Genomic DNA, 24552 nt, shown 5'->3' on the forward strand with positions numbered 1-24552 from the left:
GATCGTGCCGCAGCGCTTCTCGCGTGCGGCACCGATCCATGATCTTCGGCCCATTGCAACGCGGCGCGAGCCGGGCAAAATGGCGCATATCCTTCGATGGGAGTGGGCCGTGGTGCGTAGCGGGCGAGTCGCGTGTGCGGTACTGGGGTTGCTGATGATGACCGCCGCGGCTGCGGCGCCGGCGCCGCAGGCGAATAAAACTGCGACACCCGCGGATTTCGCCGGCGCAACGCAAGGCATGCCGCATGTCGCGGGTTTCTTCGACGTCTACCGCGACGAAGCGAAGGGCCGCGTGCTGCTCGGCGTGCATGCCTTCGAGCAGCCCTTCCTGCTCATGAGTTCGCTGCCGTGGGCGCTCGGCTCGAACGACGTCGGCCTCGATCGCGGCCAGAGCAGCGAATCGCATCTGGTCGAGTTCCGCCGCGTCGGCTCGCGCGTGCTGCTGGTCGAAGACAACACCAAGTTCCGCGCCGTGTCGAACAATGCCGACGAGGCGCTCAGCGTGCGCCAGGCGTTTGCCGAGTCGGTGTTGTGGAGCGGCGAGATCCTTGCCGAGCGCAAGGGCGCGAATGGCGAGGTGCTCGTCGATGCGAGCCCGCTGCTGATCTCCGATCGCCACGGCATCGGCGAACGCTTGAACCAGACCAAGCAGGGCAAGTACGAAGTCGACGCCGGCCGCAGCGCGGTGTCGCTCGCCGATGCGAAGAGTTTTCCCGATAACACCGAACTCGAAGCGATGCTGACCTTCCGCGGGCCCGGCGAAGGCGCCTTCGTCAAGGACGTGGCGATGGACCCGCAGAGCGTCACCGTGCGCCAGCATCTGAGCTTCGTGCGCTTGCCGCCGGCGGGCTATGCGCCGCGCGCCTACCATCCGGCGTCGGGTGCGTTCAGCGTCGGTTGGTACGACTTCGCCCAGCCGCTCGCATCGAGCCTCGACCGCCGCGTGCAGCCGCGCTTCCGCCTCGATAAGACCGAGCCCGGCGCGGCGCTCAGCCCGGTGAAGAAGCCGATCGTGTTCTATCTCGACCGCGGCACGCCCGAGCCGGTGCGCTCGGCCCTGCTCGAAGGCGCGAACTGGTGGAAGAGCGCGTTCGAGAAGGCCGGTTTCAAGGACGCCTACCGCGTCGAGCTGCTGCCCGAAGGCGTCGATCCGATGGACGCGCGCTACAGCCTGATCACTTGGGCGCATCGCTACACGCGCGGCTGGTCGTACGGCCAGCCGATCGTCGATCCGCGCACTGGCGAGATCATCCGCGGCAACGTCACTCTCGGTTCGCAGCGCGTGCGCCAGGACATTCTCATCGCCGAAAGCCTGCTCGCGCCATACGACAAGGCCAACGCTGCCGAACTCAAAGGTCAGGCCGAGCGCATGGCGCTCGCGCGCCTGCGCCAGCTCGCCGCGCACGAAGTCGGTCACGCACTCGGCTTCGCCCACAACTTCGCCGCGAGCCGGCTCGGCAACGGTTCGGTGATGGACTATCCGCATCCGCTGCTCAAGCTCGGCGCGGACGGTGCGATCTCGCTCGACGGCGCCTATGGCGTCGGCGTCGGGCCGTGGGACGACTTCATCGTCGCTCACGCCTACGGCCAGTTCGCGGGGGATGAAACGGCGGCGCTGGCGAAGCTGCGCGCCGATATCGCCAAGGCCGGCTTCCGCTACGTCAGCGACCAGGATGCGCGCAGCCCCGGCGACGCGGAGCCGGACGGTCTGCTCTGGGATTCTGGCGCGGACACCTTGAAAACATTCGAGGCGCTGATGGCCGTGCGGCGCAAGGCGCTGGCGAATTTCTCGATTGGCGTGTTGCCGCCCGAGCGTCAGGCCGGCGAAATCGAAGCGCGCCTCGTGCCGCTCTATCTGTTGCATCGCTATCAAACCGAGGCCGTCGCGCGCCTGCTCGGCGGTGCCAGTTACTCCTATTCGGAAGCGGTCGATCGCCAGGCCGGTTCGCGCCCGGTGCCGGCCGATACGCAGCGCACTGCGCTCGCGCGTCTGATCGAAACGCTCGGCGCCGACAGTCTTGTGCTGCCGGCGAACGTGCTCGATCTGGTGACGCCTCCCGGCAACGACTATGCGCGCAGCCGCGAATACTTCGCGACCAAGAATGGGCCGCTGTTCGATCCGTTTGCCGCCGCTGAAGCCGCGGCCGCGCAGACGACCATGTTCCTGTTCGCGCCCGAGCGCCTCAACCGCCTAGCCTGGCAGCACGCGCGCGACGGCGGCCAGCCCGGCGTCGGCGACGTGCTCGATGCGACGTTCCGCGGCACCTGGCAGCAGACTGCGCGCGACACGTCCGCGGCGGCCGTGCAGAACGCAGCGAACTGGGTCGTACTCGACGCGCTGCTGCGCGCGCTTGACGACGGCAAGCTGCATGCGCAGGTCGAGGCCGAAGTGCGCGCATCGTTGCAGCAGTGGCAGTCGTGGCTGGCGAAGCAGAGCGGGGGCGATGCGGCCGGCGCGAGCCGCGCGTCGGCAGCGGAGACGATCCGCAAATATCTCGCCGATCCGAAGTCGGTCAAGCTGCGTCCGCTGCCGCCGATTCCGCCCGGCGCGCCGATCTGAGCGCGCCGCCACGGCGGTGCGCGCTCACACCGGCAGCGCGTGCGTCTGCTTGACGATCTCGCTCGGTAGATCGGTCTTGACGTTGCGGATGCCATTCGCGCGCGTCAGATGCGTGGTCTGGAAGCGGCGATAGCCGTCGAGGTCGTCGACCACGACGCGCAGCAGCGCGTCGCTTTCCCCGAGCATGATGTAGCACTCGACGACCTGCGGCAGTTGTTTCATCGCGGCGACGAAGTGCTCGATCGTCTCCGCGTCCTGCGCGGTCAACCAGACGCGCGTGAACAGGGTCATGCCGATGCCGAGCTTGGCCGGGTCGAGCACGGCGACGTAGCGCTGGATCACGCCGGCCTCTTCGAGCAGGCGCATGCGGCGCAGGCACGGCGACGGCGATAAGCCGACCTCTTGCGCCAGTTCGGCGTTCTGCATGCGTCCGTCGCGCTGCAGGGCGCGCAGGATGCGCCGGTCGATCTCATCGAGCTTGATTGGCATCTGCAGCCTCGAATTTCCCGAATGTGGAAATCTACTGCCAATTTTTGCCGAATCGAGGAAATTTTCGCAACCCGATTCCGTGCCGCTGCGCGTACGCTGTGCGCATGGATATCTCGACCGTTCTGCTGTTTTCGCTGACCGTTTTTCCGCTGATCTGCACGCCGGGGCCGGACATGTTGTTCATCGCCTCTCAAGCCATCGGCGGCAATGCGGGCGCGGGGCTGCGCGCAACCGCCGGCGTGTGTACCGGCTATTGCGTGCATTCGCTGCTCGTCGCGTTCGGGCTCGCCGCGCTGATCGTTGCTTCGCCGACCCTGTTCGCGGCGATCCGCTGGGTCGGCGTCGTCTATCTCGCTTATCTCGCCGGCCGTCTGATCCGTTCGGCCTTGCGGCCGGGCAATATGGTGATGCCGACGGGCGCCGCTGCGGCGTCGTTCCGGCGCGGCTTCCTGACCGCGGTGCTGAATCCGAAAGGCATGCTGATCTACTTTGCCCTGCTGCCGCAGTTCATGCACGCCGGAGGTTCCGTGGCGCAGCAGGCACTGGTGTTGTCGCTGACCTTCATCTCGCTCTGCGCGGCGTTCTATGCGGCGTTGAGCGGCGTCCTCGCCGCGGCCGGGCGCAGCGGCCGTTTCAACGACCGCTACCGGCGCTGGGTCGAAGGCGTGTCGGGCGGCCTGCTGCTGACCGCGGCGGCGAAGCTCGCGGTCGACTGAGCTGCGGCGCCCGCGTCAGTGGCGCCGCGACGGCTCCGCTTCGGCCGGGGTGTCGGCGAACACCGCGGCGACGTCGGCCTCGTCGAACACGTATTGGCGGTTGCAGAACTCGCAGGTCACCTGGATCGAGCCTTGTTCGGCGAGCACTGCCTGGTTCTCGGCACGGCCGAGCGAACGCAGCATGTCGCTGACGCGCTGGTATGAGCAGGTGCAGCCGAACGCGAGCGGCTGCGCCGGCTGCAGGCGCACGCCTTCGTCGTGGAACAGGCGCAGCAGCACCTGCTCGGACGGCAGGCGCAGCAACTCGTCGGGCGTGAGCGTCGCGAGCAGATGTTCGGCGCGGTTCCAGCCGTCGGCGTCGCCGAGCGGAGCCCCGCCCGCGGTCGCGACCTGCTGCAACATCAGGCCGCCGCAGCGGTCGTCGGCTGCGGCGAGTACGAGCCGCGTCGGCAACTGTTCGGAGCGCTCGAAGTAGCCCTCGAATGCGCGCGAGAGATCGCCGCTCTCGACCGGGACGAGGCCCTGATAGCGCGAATCGGTAATCGAATTTTCGATCGTGATCGCCAGGCGCGCCGTGGGCTCGAGCGTTATCGCGGTTTTCGGTGGCTCGCCGTCCCAGCGCACGATGCCGCGCAACTGCCCGTCGTGCGTGCAGTCGGCGAAGAGCAGGCGCAACGCGCCGCTTTCACGCAGATGGATGGACAGGCGCCCCTCGAACTTGATCGGACTGGTGAACAGCGCGCTCGCCGCCACGGTGCGGCCGAGCAGGTCGGCGAGCGGGCCCGCGTAGTCGCCGTTCGCGCGGATACGCTGCCAGGTCTCGTCGAGACGCACGATGGCACCGCGCACGCCGGCGTGTTCGAGCTGGAAACGGTGGAGGAAATCGTTGGATATCGTCATGACTCGCATCGTCGAATCTGGTGAAATGCAGCCGCGGCACGTTGCCGCCGCGGGCGCCAGTGTATGCGGGCGCCGGGCGTACTATGCAAGAGGAAATCCGTCTGATCGTACTCACCGACTTCGCCCGCGCGCGCCTTTTTCCGAAAGAGCGCCGCCGCAACACCATACAAGACTGCACGCCCGAGCAGTTCGAGCGCCGCCTCAACGACGAGGCGCCGCTGGCGGTGCTCGACGGCTATGCGCCGTTCTGCAAGCTGCACGTGCATCGCAACTGGACCTCGACGCGCTGCCTGACCGTGCCAATCAATGAGGCCAATCGGCATCTGCTGCGCTCGGCCTACGAAGCGCGCACGAAAGACGAGCTGCCCGTGCTCGTGCGCTGGTTCGAGGGCGTCGACGCGCCGGTCGCGAACTATCTCGTCGTCATCCTCTACAGCCGTGAGCAGATGGCGAAGGAAGGAACGCCGGTCGATGCCGACTGGGGCGTCGTCGGTTGCCTCTACACGGCCGAGCCCGCGGAAATTCCGATGGCGCCGATCACCATGATGCGCAACGCGCTCGGTGTCGAGGAAGGCGGCTCGGGCATACCGCTCGACCGCGAGGCGTACCGACGCAGCGTCGACTTCTGGGAAAACAACGCCAACTGGCGGCCATAACGTCTTCGGCGAACATGATTGATGCGGTACGAATATGTGTGGAATCCGTTCGTGCTGAGCGTAGCGCCGAAGGCGCGAAGTCGAAGCCTGTAGCAGCGGCACTTCGACTTTGCCGCTGCGCGGCTACGCTCAGTGCGAACGGTTCAAACTTCATCGCGCGGATTCAATGGCGCGATTAAGCGGCGTCTACGCGAAGGCCCGCGCCGCGCTCAATGCCGACATGAACCGGTTCGAGCGACTGATCAGGCCGCGGTGTTTCCATTCGCGCCGAAATACTCGCCGCCCCAAGATTCGGGATCGACATCTTGGACGGATTCGCTGAACGTCCAGACGTGACCATAAGGGTCGGCAACGGTGTATTGGCGCTCGCCATACATATGCGTTTCCGGGCTTTGAATCACTTTGGCGCCATTGGCGCAGGCTGTGCGAAAGTGATCGTCGATCCCCCGAATGCGCACCATCACCGAGTTCGATGCGTTCACGGCCGGCGAACCGCCTTGCGCAACGACCAGCGCGCCAAAGCCGCCAGGCGAATTCAACTGGCAGCGATGAGAGCCGATGCGCAGGCGCTCGGTAAATCCGAAGGCGCGGCATAACCAAGCCGACGCATTGGGCACGCTCGTATACAGCAGTACGGGAATGACTGCGGATTCGGGCATCGACTGATTCGACGTGAGCGGACTCTGCATAAAGGCTCTCGATGCGGCTTGCGCGTGAGTCAGTGGTTCCTGCAACAGAAAGCGCGGGACGTTATCTGGCTCGGCATGGCGCCGCGATCATCTCGCGGCAATCCGCTCAAACGAGCAATCAGGCCACGCCTCAGCGATGGATCAAGCCCCGCGGTCACTGTCCGGCTGGCGGCTCCCACAGTTCCAGCTTGTTGCCATCGGGATCGATGACCCAACCGAACTTGCCGTACTCGGATTCGTCGATCTTGTCGATGACGTTGCAGCCTTCGCTGCGCAGCGCGGCGAGCAAAGCATGCAGATCGGCGACGCGATAGTTGACCATGAAAGACGCCTGGCTCGGCTCGAAGTGGGTCGTGTCGGCCTTGAACGGACTCCACGCGGTCGTCCCGGTGCCGGACGGATTCTCGGGCGTTACCCATCGAAACGCAGCACCGCCCCATGCTTGCACATCGACACCGAGGTGAACCCGGTACCACTCGGCGAGTGCCTTCGGATCTTTCGATTTGAAGAAGATGCCGCCAATGCCAGTTACTCGTTTCATATAAAGCCTCTGGGTGACGTGTGTAAATTCGTGAGGGGTCTGATCCATGAGCCAAGCGGTCGCGGATCGCATTGTTCGCGATCTTAACGCATGCACCGTCGTGGTGGCTCGTTGGGGTGAACGGTCAACCGCCGTGCACGTTGGATTGATCAGCTCAAGAGCACTTGCTCCTGCTGTCCGACATCGATCATAGCGGCCAATACCGTTAGAACGACTTGAACCACAAGTACAAATGATTGCTTTCCTGCTTGGGAAGCCGAAATCGGAATGAAGCTATCGGACGTCGTGGTTGGACTGACTGTTCGACCACAGGACCGCTTCATTCCACGTCACACCGTCATGACTCGATATGACCGTGATAGCCGCATCGGGTGTGCCGATTGCTCTGAAGATCAAGATGACGCCTTCGTCCATGCAGACGCTCAATTTGATCTGTGCCTGCCTGCGCGGTACTACCTCAAAAACGGGAGCGCGATTGCCGAGGCCGGATAAACGGTTCAACAGGGGTGGGCTGCAGGTAAATTTGCACTGGCCCGACGCGGCGTACTCGTATAGTTGCGAGAGGTAATCGTGGTCCAGCTTTTTCACTCTTTCGAGTATCGGGTCGCTATCAGCGCAGCTAAGCGCGCCGCATCCGTTCAGGAGCGGCGCTGCTGCGAGCAGAAGCCCAATTCGGGCGGCGCGACCGATCATGTGAAAAGACCCGAGGCTTAGGCTGAGCGGCCGCGGCCGCGATAGCTGCCAGCATACTGCAAGGCATTGCTGTGGCTCGTTTGAACGAACGCCTAGGTTTCGTCGTGCCGGCGCCTCGATCGCCTGATGAGAAAAAAATACGCAGTGCCTGAGGCCAAGGCCGCCCAAAAAGCGAGTGTGCCAAGAAGAGAGGCCGCGCGAAATGTGGAGCAAGTGCCGAAGCACACGCCGCCGGACCAGGATGCAAAGACGAAAGGAAAGCCGACGAAGGTGGACCCATCATCGACTCCGACGAAGCCACCATAGATGATTTGTCCCAAATGAATAATGGCGGCAAGTAAGAACACGCGTGTTACCGAGATGAGTACAACGCTTTTGGGGCGCCAAATGCTCATGCGGCCAACAACGAAATGCTGGCGGCGGTACGCCGACATCTAGTTGGATGCAATAAGTATGAAATCTGGGCAGACACCATCTTTTCGATGCGACCTGAAGAGTTCCCCGATTGCAGACAAGCAGAGCCAAGCGTAGTTCATGAGCATCTTGTGTAGACGCTTTGCAGCTTGCGTATCGAGGACGGGACAGGCGATACCGAGTCGTTCTTGGAAGCGTACTCCCGCCTCGAAGTACGACGTAAGCGAAAAATCTCACTCGATCCGTACGGGCTCTCCCCGCGCCATCCGATAGACCTCCGCAAGCGACAACGACTTTGCCGTTTTCATCGCGGTCCTCTCGGGCGCGCCTTGGTTTGCGTCCGGCTGCGTCAGAAGTTTCTCGTAAAGCGCCGCGGCTTCGTTCATCGTCAACTCGCGCGTCATCACGTGGGCAAAGCAGCGGCCCGGACGGATCAGCGCGTCGTCGAGGTCTTTCACATTCGGCAGGTTCGTCGAGAAGATGATCTTGCGCCCCTGCGAGCGCACGACGCCGTCGGCGATGGTGAGGAATCGATGCAGGTTTTCGTTGCCGTCGGCGCGCGGGCGCAGCAGGTGGTCGGCGTCCTCTACGACGAACGCATCGTGCCAGCCGGTGATGAAGGCGACGAAAATCTGGTCGCTCTCCGTGGTCTTTTTGTCGCCTGTGTATAGCGCGGACGCATGGCCGCGGTCGCGGCGTGCGATTGCGCCGAGTATGCCGCGGATCAGGCGCGTCTTGCCGGTGCCCGGCGGCCCTTGCAGGACGAGCACAGTCTCGGGAGAGTCGAGATAGCGTTCGATGAAGGCGTTGACGCCACCGGGCAGGTACGGATACGCCTCGTCGAGGATCAAGTCGTTGGCGAGCTCCTCGATCGCGGCGTTTTCGAGTTCGCCGCGCCCGGTCAGAAAGTGCCAGTCGATGGTGAACATCGGCTCGCTGATGCGCGACGAGCCGACCAGGGCGAGGATCGCGTCGCAGGCGGCTTGCGCGCGTTCGCGCGAATCCGCCCAGATGCCGATGTGCGACGAGCTGTAGTCGTTCTTGCGATAGCCGCGCGCGCTCGCGAACAGGCCGTCGGATTCGAGCACGAGTTGACTGGTATCGAAGCGATGCGCGCGCCAGCCGAGTTCGAGGGCCAGAGCGTCGAACAGTTCGTCGAGCGGCCGGCGTGCGGCGAACTGCAGGGTGCGATGAATCGGATAGCGCGTGACCGCGTCTTCGACCGCGGTCGCGAGGCGCATCTTGAGCAGCGCTCCGGGCGTATCCCATTCCTGCAAAGCGATGCTCGCGGTGAGGTAGCGATTGTTGGAAGCCTTGTCCTGCTGAGTCATAGAGATTGGCCGTGCGGCTCGTAGGAAGATGTTTGTACGGATTGAGATCCCGGGTCGTGAACGACGGATTTCCTCGTCGGAAATGCCGCTCGCGTTTTTCCGGCAGTATCGCATTGAAGCCGGAGCGCGTTTGCGTGCTCGTGCCGGGCTTCGACGGATACGCCTTCGATGCAAATCTAGTGCGGCGAGATTAAAGATTTTCGATGCCGGGCTTTCGTCGGTTCGGCCGGTGGGCTGCCCTCGCGCGATCCCGGAAAGAGATTCGCGCTCATAAAATCGATGAACACGCGCAGCCGCGGCGGCAGCGGACGCACCGCGGGCCACAGCAGCCAGAACGTGCTCGCGTTTTCGATGCAGTCGCCGAGCACGCTCTGCAGCTCGCCGCTCGCCAACGCCTGCTGCACGGTGAAGTCGGGCACGCAGGCAATGCCGTGGCCTTGCGTCGCGAAATAGACCAGCGTCTCCATATTGTTGCTCACCATCGTCACCGGCAGGCGCCAGTCGGGCGGCAGGTTTTCCTGCGGGAACGCCCAGCGGCTCAACTGGCCCGAACTCGAGTAGCGATGGTGCAGGCAGGCATGCGCAGAAAGATCAGCGGGAGTCTGCGGCACGCCGTGCGCGTCGAGATAGGCCGGCGCAGCGACGAGAATTTCGCGATGACTGCCGAGTCGCTTGCTCTGCAGGCGCGAATCGGCTGGCACGCCGGTGCGCACGACCGCGTCGAAACCTTCTTCGATCACATCGACCAGGCGGTTGCTGAAATCGAGGTCGAGTTGAACATGCGGATATTCGCGCATGAACGCCGACAGCACCGGCAGGATCAGGCCGCTGACCAGCGGCAGGCTGATTTTCAATTTGCCGCGAGGCAGGCGGCCGGCGTCCGCGAGCTCGTGCTCCGCCGCCTCGATTTCGCCGAGCACGCGGCGGCAGCGTTCGAGAAAAAGTTCGCCTTCGGTCGTCAAGGTCACGCTACGCGTATTGCGCCGGAACAGGCGCGCGCCGAGATGCGCTTCGAGCCGCGACACGCCTTTGCTGACCGCCGAGGGAGACAGGCCGAGCACGCGCGCGGCATCGACGAAGCTGCCGGCCTCGACTACACGGACGAAGACGACTATGCCGTTCAAGCTGTCCAGCGAGCGTCTATTCATGACTTTAAAGTCACTTGAGTAAAGAATTCGGCGTTGTTTTTCGCCTATTGGCGAAAATTTATCATCAAAGGCCGGTCATCGGCGAAACCCGCGCAAGCGCGGCGCCCATGCGACTCACGCTCATATCGGCCTTCCCATGCACACTCGACAAGCCACGTCCTCTGCGGACGACACCACTGCCGGCAACGTCCGGCTTTTGCTGACTGTCTGCCTGACCGCCGCGCTGATTCCGCTCAGCATCGCCAGCCCGGCCATGTCGGTCCCTGCGATTCGCGCCGATCTCGGCGGCAGCGCCAGCGCGCTGAACTGGATCAACAACGCCTACCTGCTCACCTACGGCAGCACCACGATGGTCGCCGGCAGCCTCGCCGACATCTACGGCCGCAAGCGCGTGTGGCTGGTCGGACTGCTGCTGTTCGCGCTGGCGACGGCGCTCATTCCGTGGTCGCCTTCGGTCGCGTGGCTGGACCTCCTTCGGCTTACCCAGGGCCTCGGTGCGGCTGCGGGATTCGCCGGCGCCGTGGCGAGCCTCACCCAGGTGTTTCACGGCATGGCGCGCGTTCGCGTTTTCAGTCTGATCGGCATGACCTTCGGCGCGGGCGGCGCGTTCGGTCCGCTGTTCGGCGGCGTCCTCGTCGAGGTCTTGAACTGGCATTGGGTGTTCTGGATACCGGCGCTGCTTGCCGTGCTCGCCGCGCTGATGACGAAAGTCTATGCGCGCGAAACGCGCGATCCCGCGCCGAGAGGCTTGGACTGGCCGGGTGCCGTGTCCTTCACCCTCGCGCTAGCGCTGCTGACGTATGCGGTCATTCTTGCGCCCGAGCGCAGTTGGCTGAATCCCTGGGTGGTCGGTTCCATCGCCGCCGCGCTCACGCTGTGGGCGATCTTCGTTGTCGTCGAATTGCGCGCGGCCGACCCGATGCTCGACCTGCGCTTGTTCCGCAATGCGCGCTTCGTCGGCGTGCAATGCCTGGCGCTCGCGCCTGCCTACAGTTACGTCGTACTGCTGTTCCTGCTGCCGGCGCGCATGATCGGCGTAGAGGGGCAGGGCGCGCTCGATGCGGGCCTGCGCATGATCGCGCTGTCGCTGCCGTTGCTCGTGGTGCCGATGATCGCTTCGGCGCTCGCGCGCTGGTTTACCGTCGGCCTGCTCTGCGGCGTCGGTCTGCTGATCGCCGCGGTCGGCTTGTACTGGCTCAGCCGGGTGATTGCGTTCGAGCATGCGGGCACCGTCGCGCCGATGCTGCTGATCGGTATCGGCGTCGGCCTGCCATGGGGCCTCATGGACGGCATGGCAGTAAGCGTTGTGCCGAAAGAACAGGCCGGCATGGCGACCGGCATCTTCAATGCAGTGCGCCTGGTCGGTGACGGACTGGCCTATGCCGTCGCCACGGCGATCCTTGCGGCGTTCGTGCGCACGGCGTTGCTGTCTGCAACGCAAGTGCCGATGCCAGAAGATGCCCTGACCGAAATCTCGATCCGCACGGCCACGGGTGATCTGCAACATGCCGCGAGCCTGCTCATCCACGCGCCCGACGGTTTGCTGCGTGCCACCTACGACGATGCGTTCCAGAAGTTGCTGGTCTTCCTCTCGGTGCTCAGCGCGCTCACTGCCGGCGTGATGTTCACTCTGCTGAGTTCGCAGCATGCTCATCATGTGGAGGAGTCGCGCGCTTGAGCGCGTTGCGTTCGGGCAGGGCCACGGTATTTCTCAAGCACGGACTATGATCAAACTGGTTCGAGCGGATATCTCGTCGGTCACTACGCATGGCGGCAAACGTGTGTTAAAGATTTTCACGCGTTTCTCAATGCCGATCGGATTCCGCTGTCGTTGCGGCCGTCTATCACCCCGCGTAAGCCGTCGCGCAGGCGATGAGTGACACAGGGTCGAATTCCAGTTTTGTTCGACGCAAAGAAAACGGGCGCCTTTCGGCGCCCGTTTCGTTTCAAGTTGGCTGATCTGCAAGCAGATCGATGACGATCGTCTTTCGGATTGTGCGGCTCTTCCATAGGGACGCCGAATTGGATAGCTCGGTTATCGGTGAGCGGGCCGTGCAGCTCTCTCCGCTCAACTCACCGTCAGGTCATCCAAGCGGATGATCATTCCGCCTTGCGGAAAGTGAAGATGGACGGAGCCGACGTCGTCCACCACGAGGTCCACTTGCCCTTGGCCCTCGTAGCGAAAGTACGCATCCTGGCCGCGGTACCGAATCAGACCGCCGAACGTGGCCTCGGTCCACGGGAGCTTGGGGTCCGTGTAGGGATCGAGTTTCTTCTTGCCCAAGTCGATAAAGTTGATGTCACCCATCCACGACAGGTTGAGCGCGTGGTTGCCCCAGTCGGTGAGGTGGGCCTTGCCCCCGTGTGGGTCGGCGATGATCCGGTTGCCGCCGTCCATAAACATGGAATAGATGTAGTTGTTCGTAACCGACACGTTGTACATGCGAAGCCCCTTGGTTGGTTGAACTTACTCTGATTAGTCGAACACCTGATCTGAGCGGCCGTGGCCGCAAGGGATGCGAGGATACCGAATGAGGCCGGGGGCAAGACCGAGGTGTGAGTCTCCTTTCCGGGATCGAAATCTGAAACTGCGATCGGAGTCTGCTTTCGGTGCGGCCAAAGAAAACGGGCGCCTCTCGGCGCCCGTTTCGTTTCAAACGACAATGACCTGCAGGCCGATCAGTGGCGATAGTGCTCCGGCTCGTATGGCCCGTTCGTCGCCACGTCAGAACAGGAAGCCGCCCGCATCGCTCCGTCGATGCGCGCCATCGAACGCCGCGGAGCCATGCGATGCAGGCACGATCAGAACGCGTTCGCCTCGAAGAAACCGAGCGTCGGCGCGGCAGTCGTCGACACGTTGCGGCCGAAGTAATCCTTGCCGCCGTTGTTCGAGATGACGGCGCCGGCACCGATCGCCGGCGACCCGGGTCCGACTTGATATCCCGATACCGATCCGAGACCGTACGGCGCGACCGCCAAAGGCGAGACGAACTGGGGATCGCTCGTGATCTTGTGCGCATCGGCGGGTTCGCCCGATGGGTGGTTGCCGTAGAACAAGTTGTTGGAGAAGGCGACGTACGGTCCCGCCGGATTGGTGTAGTTGCCGGTGCCGAAGTTGGCGATGATGTTGTTCTTGAAATTCCAAATATTCGCATTCACGAAATAGGGAAGACACGAATCGCACAAGATCGGGTTGGAGGCCAATCCCGGTGCGATGTATACCGTGTTGTTGTAGATCGAGACGGTGCCGACGATTCCGTACTCCGAGGTGAACACGCCCTTGGTGCCGCCCCAGCTGTCGTTGACGCTGAGGTTATAGCGCACGGTGAGATTCGTCCCGGCCAATACCGGGTTGCCCATCATCAACAGGAAGCCGCCCTGGTTGTCGTGGCTGTAGTTGTATTGAATGATGGTGTTGTGCGCGAAAAAGTCGTTGTCGAAGGCTTGTCCGTCGACCTGATGAGTGAGCACGCCGTACACCTCGTTGTACTGCATGGTGACGCCGATCGTCTTCATGACCCAGATGCCGCCCGACGAGGGCTCGGTCGAATCGACGGTCTTCAAGCCCGCTCCGCCGACGAGGTTGTGGTCGATCAGACTGTTCTGCGCGCCCGACATGGTGATGCCGTCACCGTCGACGTCGTACACCTGGTTGCCTTGAATCGTGATGTTGTTGCTCAGCGCCGGCGCGTAGACCAGGGCATAGCTGATTCCGGTCGAGTTGTCCCAGAAGACGATACCTCCGCGCCCCACGTTGCTGACCGTGTTGTTGAGGATGTGCACGTTGTCGTAGCTTTCGTATCCCAGCGTCAGGACGTTCGCGGCGATGATGTTCGACCCGTCCGCGAGAAAAACGATTCCGCCGTTGCCGTGGCCGTCGACGCCGCTGCAGATGAAGCAGCCGTTGACGTCGTGCACGTAGTTGTTCTGCACCGTGATGCCGGACAAGATGCCGCCGGCTTCGTTATCGATGAAGATGCCGCTGCGGTTGATGCCGCCTGCTGAAGCGGTGCCGAGATTGTTGACGCCCGAATTGCTGACAACTTCGAGGCCGTCGATGGTCCAACCGCCTTGATTGAGCAGATAGACCGCGCCGCCGCCGCTCAGCGTGCCGCCGTCGATGATCGGCTTCGCGCCGCCGCCGTAGCTCGAAATGACGATCGGCGATGTGGACGTGCCGGAGCCCAGCGGATGAAGTTGTCCCGACCAGCGTTGGTCGGTGTGCAGCAGAATCTGATCGCCGGCGACAAACGTCGTCGCATTCGCCTTCGTCAGCGTTTGCCACGCAGTCGTTGCGCTGGTGCCGGCGGCGCTGTCCGAGCCGGCCACGGCATCGATGTAATAGGTGGCCGCCTCAGCGGTCATTGCGCAGCAGCTCGCCGCCAGGGCCACGGCCAACAAACCCACTCGCGAGCGATTTGCGGAAATGAAATTCAAGTCGAACATATTTCCCTCCTCTATGCAGTTGGTATTGATACGGCGCCGAGCGTGAAGGGCGGAATCGTCGGTGATGAATCTTCGTGTCGAGCGTTACGCCGATTCTCTGTGCACGCGGGCCTGCGCACTATCGTGAGCGATGCTCATGCGAGCCACGCTTGTGTTGGCCGGTTGGAAGTACATTCTTTCCAGGGCCGGCAGCGCGCCGAGCCGCGTGGCGCATTGCGTCCGCATCAACGATTGATGCGATACAGGCGCATCGGATCAAGTGGGTATCGGATGCCGATCAATTGCCTGCAGGCGACAAGCGCTTGCGCAGCCAAATTCTCGCGGCGAAGGCGTGAAAACGCAGTCAGACCCAGTCCCGAATTCAGCAACGTCGAAAAAATTTTGCAGCAATGTCGATTTGCATAAACGCCGCTCGTCGTTTCAATGCAAGACCGAAATGCAGAACTCAAACTCAGGAGAAAGACGATGCGCGTGATGGTGCTAGTGAAGGCGACGGAAGACAGCGAAAAAGGCTTTGATCCTTCCTTGCCGCGGGAGGCCGCGATGATGGAGGCGATGGGCAAGTTCAACGACGAGTTGAGCAAAGCCGGCATCTTTGTCGGTGCGGCCGGTCTTCAGCCGTCCTCGAAAGGCAGGCGGGTCGCGTTCGACGGCCCCGGCCGTACGATCACCGACGGTCCTTTCAGCGAGACCAATGAGCTGGTTGCCGGGTTCTGGCTATGGGAAGTCAAGGATATGGACGAGGCGACCGAGTGGGTAAAGCGTTGCCCGAATCCGATGCCTGGGCCGAGCGAGATCGAGATCCGTCCGCTCTACGAATTTGGAAATCCTTCGATTTGATGCACGACAAGTGCAGAAGCGAAGAAGCGGCCGGCTAGTCCGTTTGTCCTCATCGCACGGCTGCACACTTTCATTCTTAACGGGAGAACAAAATGATCAGCAAGAACACGATTTGCCTCTGGTACGACGGCACCGCGCTCGATGCCGCGAAGTTCTACGCCGAGACGTTTCCGGACAGCACGGTAGGCGCGGTCCATCGTGCACCGGGCGACTATCCCGACGGCAAACAGGGCGATGTCCTGACCGTCGAGTTCACGGTCATGGGCATCCCTTGCCTCGGCTTGAACGGCGGCCCGACCTTCAAGCACAGCGAGGCGTTCTCGTTTCAGGTCGCGACCGACGACCAGGAAGAAACCGACCGCTTGTGGAACGCGATCGTCGGCAACGGCGGCGCGGAAAGCGCCTGCGGCTGGTGCAAGGACAAATGGGGATTGTCATGGCAGATCACGCCGCGCGCTCTGACGGAAGCCTTCACCGATCCCGATCGCGCGGCGGCCAAGCGCGCGTTCGACGCCATGATGAAAATGTCGAAGATCGATATCGCCAAGATCGAGGCGGCGCGGCGCGGTTGAGGCTGCTTTATGCGCGCCGGCTGCAACGCTGGCGCGCATCGTCTAGTGTATTGCGCGAAGACGCAGTTGCCGTTCGGCAAACATAATCACAGCAGTTGTTTTGACGCCCGTCAGGCCGCCCGACCTGAGCTTGTCGACATCCGGCTGCAGCCCTGAGTTTGCCATCGCTCGGACTCCATTCGGGCAGAATGACCGAAGAAAATGCTGCGCGACGGCGCGCAGCGGCGAGTCGCATCCGATGGAGAAGGCGGCATGAAACGAATGGACGGTTTGCTCTGCCGCGTCGCGGCGCTGGCGATGCTGTTGGCGCAGGCGGGCTGGGCGAAGGAATGGTCGCCGCCGGCCGGCGCCGAGCAGATTCCGCTGTGGCCCGAGAACGCGAAGATCGTCCGTCCCGACGTGAAAGGCGAAGAGAGCACCGAGCAAAGCCAGAGCTTGGTCGCAGGGCGCCCGTCGACCATCGTCGAAAATGTGGTGCGCCCGACGATGTCGGTGTTTGCGGCCAAGGGCGCGAAAACGGGGGCCGCGATCGTCGTTTTTCCGGGCGGCGGCTACCACAATCTTTGGATCGACATCGAAGGCACCGAAGTCTGCGACTGGATCACGGCCAAGGGCGTGACCTGCGTCGTGCTGAAGTATCGCGTGCCCGGCGGCGGCCCCTACGGTCTGGACATGCCGCGTGTGCCGATGGCGCTGCAGGATGCGCAACGCGCGATCGGCCTGCTGCGCGAACGCGGCGGCGAGTGGGGCATCGATGCGCACAAGATCGGCGTGCTCGGATTTTCCGCCGGCGGCCATCTCGTCGCCTGGGTCAGCAACGAACCCAAGCGGCGTTACACGCCGGTCGATGCCGCCGACAAGCAGAGCAGCCGGCCGGATTTCGCCGTCGTGCTTTATCCAGGCCACATCTGGGACTACGTGGACGACGGCATGCGCAAGCCCGCCAATGGCCTTCGCGTCACCAAGGATGCGCCGCCGACGTTCATCCTGCAGGCACAGGACGACCCCGTCGACAACATCCACGAATCGCTCACGTACTACCTCGCGCTGATGAAAGCCGACGTGCCGACCGAATTGCATCTGTATCCGCATGGCGGCCATGCGTTCGGGTTGCGCCGCACCGATCAGCCGATCACGCAATGGCCGGGGCTCGTCGAGACCTGGCTGCGCACGATCGGGATGTTGCCCAACTAGCCTTCCCGCTGGCGGTCCGCCATTCCGGTTCGGCGTCGACGCCGCGATGGCGCGCGCCGCGTGACAGCGACGGCGCCGGAAAATCTCGGCGCGCGCAAAGCGGCGCGCGCCGGTTGGGGCGCAACCGTGTCGTGCTGCGTCGCCTCGCGCCGGATTCCGGCTGTCGGAAGACGCTCGCGGCGACCTCGAAATCGGGCGCGGATTAACCGCACCGCGTCACGTCCGTGCGCCGAGTCGGCAGTGGCAAGATCGCCCGGTGCGCGCCGCGCGCCTCAAGACTTGCCTGCCGTGCACGCGGTCGGATTGTCGGGATGGTTTTTCTTCTGCTTCGCGCAGAGGTCTTCCCAGTGCCGGTATTGATCGGCTTTGGCCGGATCGGCGTCCTCGTATCCCTGCAGCCAGAAGCGCCACCAATCGATGTGCGTGCCGAGCGAGCGTTGGCGATGCTGCGGCCGCGAGATCAGATGCGCGCCGCTCGCGAAGTAGAGGATCTCGGTCGGCTGCCCCCATGCGGCCATGCGGTCCGCCATCGCGGTCTGCTGGACCAGCGAGGCGAGCTTGTGCGGTTCGATCAGCAGCGGGGTGCGGATGCGATGCAGCTCCTCGTCGGTGAACGGGCGCATGCCTTCGTCGTATTCCACGCCGCCGCCGTCGTTCGTCGCCGCGGCGGCGAACGGAATCGACGAGTGCATCAGCACGTAGTCGGTGTAGTAGCCGGCGCGGCTCCATCCGGAAAGGCCGATCCGCTGCGGGTCGATCAAGCCGTCGCGATCGAGTCGGGCGATCGCGCCTTCGATGTGTTCGCGCATGCGCACGCCTTCCTCCGGCGTCAGCAGTACGTCGTGCAGGTCCGGCTCGCGCGCGTAGAGCACCATGAAACCTTGCGCGGCGAGCATCTGCACGGCGTGGCCGCTGAGCTGCATGACGCCGTCGAGCAAGAACGGGTTGCCGTCCTGGTGCAGCGTTTCGTCGTCGAGCAGGATCACGAGCGGATAGCGTTCGCCGCGGCGGTAGCCGACCGGCTTGATCAGGAAGCCCGAGCCGTCTTTCCCCTGTGCGCTGCGCCACCGCAGCGTTTCGACCGCGCCGTAGCGGCGCCGGTGCAGGTCCGGATTGAGGTCGCTCAACAACGTCGTGCGCCGGGTGACGAGATCGTAGGCGGCGAGTTCGGGCGGCGTCAGGCTCGCGTCCTTCACGCCGATCACGAGGCGGCCATTGCTCGCCACCGGCCAGTCCGGATTGAATCCCTGCGCCGCGCCGAGATCGCGGAAGCCATTCCAGCCCGTGTCGGCGTCGCGATGCAGCAGGCCGAAACGGCCGCCGGGGCCTTTCAGCACGAGGCCGGTGCCGTTGTCGGTCCAAGCGACCGGCCGCCACGATTTCGGCAGGCCCAGCGAAGTCATGCGCCGCGTCGCGATATCGACCTCGACCCAGCGCGGGGCCTCGGCCGGCGCGTCGGGCAGCAGGGTGTAGAGAATCGCCGACTTGCCGTCGGGCGTCCAGAGCGGATCGCCGCTTTCCTCGCCGTCGAATTGCGGATGCGGCGCGTCGATCAGGCGCTCGATGCGCCCGCTGTGCGCATCGACGAGGCCGTATGGCGCGGCCATGCGCTTCTTGTAGTCGTTCGCGCCGCGACCGGCGGAATAGTACGCGTAGCGTTCCGTGTGCATGTCGTGTCCGGCGAGCGCGTACGGATACAGCAGCAGATACTTTCCCGACGAATCGCCGGTCAGCGATGCCCAACCGCGCAGCGCGGTCTCGTCGGCGAGAGTAAAGGCGAAATTGTTCGCGGCCGTGTGATCGCGCATATCCGGCGTTTTCGCCGGGCGGCTCTGCGCGGAGTCGAAAATCGGATCCGGCCGCGCGCCGTCGGCGAGGAAGTACTGGCGCGTCTGGCCGTTGCTCTTCCACAGCAGCGGAAACGCTGAGAAGTAATTCATCTGCACCGGAAAGAGGCGTCTGTCCCAGACGAACACACCGTCTTCCGCCATGCGCTGCGCACGCTCGTCATTGCCGATCGGCGACGTCGCCGCGTAGGCCAGCGGCCTGCCGTCGGCGCCGGCGACGAACGTATGCACCCGGGTCGCGTGATGGGTGAGCTGGCGAACCTGCGACGTCTGCGTATCGACCGCGAAAGCCTGGGCGACGTTGTCGCCGTCGCGGCCGAGGTAGGTGATCGTGCGGTTGTCGTCGAGAAAAGTCAGTTGCGACATCGGCGAGGCGACCGGATCGTCCGGATCGCCGGCGAAATCGAGTGACAGCACCGGCACCGGCTTGCGCGCGGCCGACAACGGTAGGCGGATGTCGAGCAAGGTCAGCGTGTACACGTTGACGTTGCGCTGCAGATCGCCGTGCCAGATCACCACGGCTGCTTTCTCTCCGTTCGGCGAAATCGCCGCGACCGGACCGCCGAACGCGCGCTGCGCCGCGCTGTACTGGATGCGCTGCATGCCGATGGCGTCGGCCAGCGTGGCGACGGGCCACGTCGCGGCCTCGCCGGCGAAGAGGGGTTGCGCGAGCAGGATGCCGGCCAGGGCCCAGCAGGCGGATCGGTTGGACATGGCTGACCTCAAGGAAATTTGTGCAGGATCGAGGGGGTGGCATCGCGTGCGGACCGGGCTGGGCGACGCGGCGCGTCCACGTGTTCGCGGTCCCGGTCCCACGGCTTCACGCCGGGTCGAAACGCGGCGCGCGCCGGCCGGCGATTTCGCCGCCGGGCGGCCATCTGCCGATCACCATTTCTTGCTGACCGTCACGCTGACGAAGCGGCCGATGGCCGAATAGTTGGTCGAGTCGTAGTTCAGATTGAAGCGGTTGGCGAGCGTCTTGTAGGGCGGCCGCTCGTTGCCGAGGTTCTGTATCGACAGCGACAGGTCGACGTCGCGCAACAACGTCGCGCGGTCGCGGAAATGGTAGATCCCGGTCAGGTCGACGGTCTGCATCGAGTCTCCGTCGACCGCGGGCGTCAGCGTCGTGTCGGTGACGCCGCCGAAGTAGTTGTAGAACCCCGACAGCGTCAGCGGCCCCCGTTCCCAGGTCGCGCCGAGGCGCGCGCGCCAATGCGGCGGATTGAACACCGTGCCTGCCAGGTCGAAGTACGGCGCCAGATCGTTGCTCTTTTGCCGGCTGACGAGCCGGCTCGCGCTGCCGTTCAACGTGAGCGAATCCGAGCCCCAGTCGAAACGGTAGCTGCCGGACAAGTCGATACCGTGGATCTGCTGCGAAGCGACGTTGACGTACAGATCGTTGACGATCGCGAAGACGTTGTTCGGGTCGTAGTCGTAGTTCGTGTAGTTGAAAAAATTCTGGCCCGCGCGCGCGAGGATGTCCTGCAACTGCGCCGGCGTCGGATGGAAATTGATGAACTGGCGGAACGCCGGGTCGGTCAGCGTCGCCGTGACGTTGGGAATCGCCTGCAGCACGCGGTCCTTGTAGTCGATGTGGAAGTAGCTCAGTTCCGCCTGGAACGCGGGCAGCGCCTCCGGATGCAGGCCGAGCGTCGCCGTCCAGCTCGTCGCGCGTTCGGGCTTGAGATTGGCGTTGCCGCCCGAAGCCATCAACACCGCGGCCGTGCCGGGGTAGCCGTTGCCGCCGAGATCGACGGGGTCCCAGAGAGTGGCGTTATATCGCGAATATTCCTGCGCCAGCGTCGGCGTCTTGAACGACTTGCCCCACGATGCCTTGACGTCGACGTCGCGGTTCGGCGCGTAGATCAGGCCGAGCTTCGGCGTAGTGACGCTGCCGAAATTGCTGTATCGCTCGTGCCGTACCGCCGCGCTAAGCGACAGCCGGTTGACCAGGGGCACGTTCAAGTCCGGCGACACCACCGGCAGGTAAAACTCCGCGTAACCGTAGTAGCTGTGTACCTGCCCGGATTGCAGGCTCGCCGGCTGGTAGGACCGGTTCTCGAACCGGTTCTCGCGATAGCCGGTGCCGAGCGCGACGCGCGCGTCGCCGGCCGGCAGCCGCAGCAGCGGTCCTTCCGAATTCACTTCCCAACCCGTGACCGTGTTGCAGTAGCACTTCGACGAGCTCGAACGCAGTGCGCCGTTGGTCAGCGCGTAGTAGCGCTGGGTGACGTCATTGCGGTCGCGGCCATAGAGTCCGTCTACGCTCAAGCTCCACGTGCCCGGCAGGTGGAACGTGAGTTCGGGCGAGAGCGTGTACTGCTCGGTCTCGAGCAGGCCTTGGCCGACGAGGCTGGAAGTCGAGTAGCTGTTCGACTCGCGGTGGTTGTACAAGGCGTCGAGCTTGAACTCGGCCAGTTCGCCGAGCGCCTGGTGGCCGCTGAAGAGCGCCGTCTGTGCTTTGTTGCTCGGCACCAGCGTGTAAGGCGCGGGCAGGTAATTCGTGTAGCTGCGTTGCTGCTTCTTGATGTCGGTGTCGTTTTCCGCATCTGCCGTGGCGATGAAGCCGCCGGTTTCCCAGGTCTTGCCGGCGACCACGCCGTACTGCTGCTGGAAGTCGCCGCCGCTGGTCGCCTGTGCCAGACGCATCGACGTGGAAACGCCGTCGTAGTCGGGTTTGAGGATGACGTTGGCGACGCCGCCGACCGCATCCGAGCCGTAGATCGCCGAGGCGCCGTCGGCGACGATTTCGATGCGGTCGAGCGCCGACAGCGGAATCTGCGAGATATCGACGCCCTGGCTGAAGCCGTCGTAGGAAAGCCGCCGGCCGTTCAACAGGGTCAATGTCGCGTCTTGTCCAAGGCCGCGCAGATTGAGCGACGAGCCGCCGCTGATGTTTTGATTGGAGACGCTGTTGCCGCCGCCCGGATGCACGCCGGGATTCTGGCCTCCGGAAAAATTCTGCGGAATACTGCGGATCACGTCGCCGAGATTCGTTTGTCCTGCTTCGAGCGCCTGCTGCTGGCCGATCGTGATGACCGGCGACGCGGGCGGCGCGCCCACGATGTGCGTGCCGGTGACCTCCACCGTCGCCAGGCTCTGCATTCTTTGATCGGCCGGCGTTGCGCTCGAGTCGGGCGTTGCCGGCGACGAGGACGTTGGCTGCGTCTCGCCGGGCGGCGAGGTCGGCTGGCTGCTCGGTGCGGCACCCTGGCCGGCCTGCGCGGGATCGATGCCGATCGTATTGGCGCCGGCCGGATGGAAGCCGAGCCGGGTGCCGTGCAGCAGTTGTTCGAGCGCGTCGCGGAACTTCATGCGCCCGTGCACGCCGCCGCTCGCCTGGCCACCGACGACGTCGGGCGACGTCACGATCTGGATGCTGGCCTGCTTCGACAGCGCGAACAACGCGCTCGTCAACGGCTGTGCGGCGATGTCGACTTCGACCATGCGCTCCAGCATCGCGTTGTCGCCGGGTGCGGCGGCGGCGTTGCCCACTAGCAGGCCGAGAAGAGCGGAACTGAGAGAAAGCCGCAGACATCGCGACAGAGATGCAGGCATGAATCGAACTCCCCGGGATAGTTTGTGTTTCAAATGGGTTTCCTCCGTGCAACAGGAACCCAGACGTCGGAGGCCGCCGACCCGGCAGTCGAACGCGCGAAAAAATTCTCGCAGGGCGATCCGCACCGGCCAGAGAGTCCGAGCGCGTGGTGCAGGGCAGACACGACGCGAGGAGATCGGAACGGCGCGGCCCGCCGTCGCGAAGCGCCGCGTGTTGACGGCGTGCGCAGTGCCGCGAGCTATCCGTGGTGCGCCGTCTCTGTCGCGGCGAGGATGAGCTTGCCGTCCTTCTCGCGCAGTTGCACGGGAAAATTGCCGGGCAGCGCGCGCAGCCACTCTTCCGTCGCGTTGGTCAGCACCGTGCCGGTAAAACGCAGGCGTTTGACCGACTCGTCCTCGATCACCACAGAAATCCGCGAGTAGCGATTGAGATCGGCGATGACCGCGTCGAGCGGCTCCGCGGCGTATTCGAGCCGGCCTTCGCGCCAGGCCAGCGCGACGCCGGGATCGACCGTCTCGATCACCGGTTTCTTGCGCTCGCCGTTCCAGGCGATCTGGCCGCCGGCGGCGACGCGCACCGGATGCTCGGGTTCGTGTTCATCGGCAGCGCCGGCTTCGTACACGTCCACCTTGCCGTGGGTCACGGTCACGACCACGCGGTCGCCCGCACGCCGCACGTTGAACGCCGTGCCGACCGCACGCACGCGCACCGGCCCCGCGGCTACGACGAACGGACGCGCCTTGTTCGGCGCGACGGAGAAATACGCTTCGCCGCCGTTCAACTCGAGCGTGCGCTGCCGTTCGGTATAGTTCACTGCGACGACGGTCTTGGCGCCGAGCTCCATGCTCGATCCGTCCGGCAACTGCGTCGTTTGCAGCGGCTGCGCCGCAGTCACGATCGCCTGCTCGCCCACCGCGTTTTGCCTCGGCGGCAGAGCGAAATGCCACGCCAGGGCGAGCAGCGCCGTCGCGGCGAACGCCGATCCGATCATGCCGTTGCGCCAGCGCCGCGTGCGATGTTCGGTCGCGCGTGCCGAGCGCCGTCGCGGCGCATGGGAGTCTGCGTCGGCGCGCGGACTCTCGCCTGGTTCGTCGCCCAGGATCTCCTCCGGCGACAGGCTGTGCATCAGGCCGAGCAGCTTCTGCGCGCGCTCGAACGCGAACTGATTGCGCGGGTCCGCCTCGCGCCATTGCAGCCAGCCGACGATGTCCTCGTCCTTCACCGGCTCCTGGCGCAGCAGCAACACCCATTCCGCCGCCATGTCCATGCGCTGGATGTCTTCGAGTTCCCTGGGGGCGCTTTTCGTATTCATAGCGTGATGATCCGGTCCATCGCTTCCTCCGCCGCAACGCCGTCGAGCCGCAGCTGGCAATACATCAGAGTGCGGCGCAGATACGTGCGCACCTGGCGTTCGCCGATCCCGAGTTCCTTGCCGATCTGGATCGCCGTTTTGTCGCCGAGCCGGTCCATGTAGAGAATCTGCCGATAGCGCTTCGGCAACTCGTTCAAAGCGCGGCGCACGATATCCAGCGCTTCCGAAGCCGAGACCTTCTGCTCGGGCTGCACCGTGTCGGTCAGGTTTTCCGCGTCCTGGATCGGGTCGTAGCGCTCGCTGCGCGCGCGCATGCGCAAGCGATCGACCGACAGATTCGTCGCCACGCGAAAAAGATAGGCGCGCAGAAAGCTCACCGTGCCCGGCTCGTGCAGCTGCAGCAGCCGTACGTAAGCCTCCTGCGCCACCTCGCGCGCCTCGGCCTCGTTGCCGAGACGGTTGGTCAGGAACGACACGAGCGCGCGGTTATGCGCTTCGAACAGCTCCGATATCGTGCGCGCGTGCGGATTGCCCGGCGCGGGGCCGTCTGTCCAGGGCCCGGCCGCCGAGGGATCATGGATTCTCTGCTTCGCCATCGTCGTACCGCAAAACCTTGCTCGAGCCAATTGCTTCCAGTCCCTAGAC

General features: G+C 64.2%; 19 protein-coding genes. 7 read left to right on the forward strand and 12 right to left on the reverse strand.

The window, feature by feature from the left end:
* The first annotated feature begins 154 nt into the window (after window positions 1–154).
* Window positions 155–2560: a zinc-dependent metalloprotease gene (locus tag FFS30_RS14255; RefSeq protein ID WP_249352457.1), complete on the forward strand. Its 2406-nt coding sequence runs from the start codon at window positions 155–157 to the stop codon at window positions 2558–2560.
* A gap of 24 nt (window positions 2561–2584) precedes the next feature.
* On the opposite strand, the gene FFS30_RS14260 is transcribed toward FFS30_RS14255, so the two are convergent.
* Entirely contained in the window at window positions 2585–3049 is a 465-nt protein-coding gene (locus FFS30_RS14260) for an Lrp/AsnC family transcriptional regulator (protein WP_171014623.1), read from the reverse strand.
* A gap of 104 nt (window positions 3050–3153) precedes the next feature.
* Here FFS30_RS14260 and FFS30_RS14265 point away from each other — a divergent pair, with 104 nt between their 5' ends.
* On the forward strand, window positions 3154–3765 hold the full coding sequence (locus FFS30_RS14265) for a LysE family translocator (protein WP_137913842.1): 612 nt from the start codon (window positions 3154–3156) through the stop codon (window positions 3763–3765).
* A gap of 15 nt (window positions 3766–3780) precedes the next feature.
* On the opposite strand, the gene FFS30_RS14270 is transcribed toward FFS30_RS14265, so the two are convergent.
* Window positions 3781–4665 (reverse strand): Hsp33 family molecular chaperone HslO, encoded by an 885-nt coding sequence (locus FFS30_RS14270; protein ID WP_137913843.1) that lies wholly within the window; start codon window positions 4663–4665, stop codon window positions 3781–3783.
* A gap of 83 nt (window positions 4666–4748) precedes the next feature.
* On the opposite strand from FFS30_RS14270, the gene FFS30_RS14275 reads away from it, so the two are divergent.
* A complete protein-coding gene (locus tag FFS30_RS14275) occupies window positions 4749–5321 on the forward strand; it encodes a DUF3228 family protein (RefSeq protein WP_137913844.1) in 573 nt (190 codons plus the stop codon).
* Between the two features lie 242 nt (window positions 5322–5563).
* On the opposite strand, the gene FFS30_RS14280 is transcribed toward FFS30_RS14275, so the two are convergent.
* The 4 genes from FFS30_RS14280 to FFS30_RS14305 form a co-directional block, all read right to left on the reverse strand.
* Complete coding sequence (locus tag FFS30_RS14280; protein WP_212742477.1) at window positions 5564–5938, reverse strand: VOC family protein; 375 nt, start codon at window positions 5936–5938, stop codon at window positions 5564–5566.
* A gap of 226 nt (window positions 5939–6164) precedes the next feature.
* Window positions 6165–6551, reverse strand: coding sequence for a VOC family protein (locus FFS30_RS14285; RefSeq protein ID WP_137913846.1), 387 nt, complete (start codon window positions 6549–6551; stop codon window positions 6165–6167).
* 1340 nt (window positions 6552–7891) lie between these two features.
* Complete coding sequence (locus FFS30_RS14300; RefSeq protein WP_171014624.1) at window positions 7892–8989, reverse strand: AAA family ATPase; 1098 nt, start codon at window positions 8987–8989, stop codon at window positions 7892–7894.
* Between the two features lie 176 nt (window positions 8990–9165).
* Complete coding sequence (locus FFS30_RS14305; protein WP_212742478.1) at window positions 9166–10137, reverse strand: LysR family transcriptional regulator; 972 nt, start codon at window positions 10135–10137, stop codon at window positions 9166–9168.
* A gap of 136 nt (window positions 10138–10273) precedes the next feature.
* On the opposite strand from FFS30_RS14305, the gene FFS30_RS14310 reads away from it, so the two are divergent.
* Window positions 10274–11815: an MFS transporter gene (locus tag FFS30_RS14310; protein WP_212742479.1), complete on the forward strand. Its 1542-nt coding sequence runs from the start codon at window positions 10274–10276 to the stop codon at window positions 11813–11815.
* A 390-nt stretch (window positions 11816–12205) separates the two neighbouring features.
* Here the strand turns inward: FFS30_RS14310 and FFS30_RS14315 are convergent, their stop codons facing one another.
* Window positions 12206–12580, reverse strand: coding sequence for a hypothetical protein (locus FFS30_RS14315; RefSeq protein WP_137913850.1), 375 nt, complete (start codon window positions 12578–12580; stop codon window positions 12206–12208).
* Between the two features lie 359 nt (window positions 12581–12939).
* Window positions 12940–14502: a right-handed parallel beta-helix repeat-containing protein gene (locus FFS30_RS14320; protein ID WP_171014625.1), complete on the reverse strand. Its 1563-nt coding sequence runs from the start codon at window positions 14500–14502 to the stop codon at window positions 12940–12942.
* A gap of 546 nt (window positions 14503–15048) precedes the next feature.
* Here FFS30_RS14320 and FFS30_RS14325 point away from each other — a divergent pair.
* The 3 genes from FFS30_RS14325 to FFS30_RS14335 all read left to right on the forward strand — a co-directional run bounded on the left by FFS30_RS14325 (window position 15049) and on the right by FFS30_RS14335 (window position 17189).
* On the forward strand, window positions 15049–15423 hold the full coding sequence (locus FFS30_RS14325) for a YciI family protein (protein ID WP_137913852.1): 375 nt from the start codon (window positions 15049–15051) through the stop codon (window positions 15421–15423).
* Between the two features lie 92 nt (window positions 15424–15515).
* Window positions 15516–15995, forward strand: a complete 480-nt coding sequence (locus FFS30_RS14330) for a VOC family protein (protein ID WP_137913853.1) — start codon at window positions 15516–15518, stop codon at window positions 15993–15995.
* Window positions 15996–16256: 261 nt separating this feature from the next.
* Complete coding sequence (locus tag FFS30_RS14335) at window positions 16257–17189, forward strand: alpha/beta hydrolase (RefSeq protein WP_171014653.1); 933 nt, start codon at window positions 16257–16259, stop codon at window positions 17187–17189.
* Window positions 17190–17461: 272 nt separating this feature from the next.
* Here the strand turns inward: FFS30_RS14335 and FFS30_RS14340 are convergent, their stop codons facing one another.
* The 4 genes from FFS30_RS14340 to FFS30_RS14355 all read right to left on the reverse strand — a co-directional run bounded on the left by FFS30_RS14340 (window position 17462) and on the right by FFS30_RS14355 (window position 24503).
* Window positions 17462–19750, reverse strand: a complete 2289-nt coding sequence (locus tag FFS30_RS14340) for a hypothetical protein (RefSeq protein ID WP_212742480.1) — start codon at window positions 19748–19750, stop codon at window positions 17462–17464.
* A 171-nt stretch (window positions 19751–19921) separates the two neighbouring features.
* Window positions 19922–22594, reverse strand: coding sequence for a TonB-dependent receptor (locus FFS30_RS14345; protein ID WP_137913854.1), 2673 nt, complete (start codon window positions 22592–22594; stop codon window positions 19922–19924).
* Between the two features lie 239 nt (window positions 22595–22833).
* A complete protein-coding gene (locus FFS30_RS14350) occupies window positions 22834–23907 on the reverse strand; it encodes a FecR domain-containing protein (protein WP_137913855.1) in 1074 nt (357 codons plus the stop codon).
* Window positions 23904–24503, reverse strand: coding sequence for a sigma-70 family RNA polymerase sigma factor (locus FFS30_RS14355; protein WP_137913856.1), 600 nt, complete (start codon window positions 24501–24503; stop codon window positions 23904–23906). Before FFS30_RS14355 ends, FFS30_RS14350 begins: the two co-directional genes overlap by 4 nt.
* Window positions 24504–24552 lie beyond the last annotated feature (49 nt).

The organism is Rudaea sp. 3F27F6 (assembly GCF_005503555.1).
Taxonomy (GTDB): Bacteria; Pseudomonadota; Gammaproteobacteria; order Xanthomonadales; family Rhodanobacteraceae; genus Rudaea.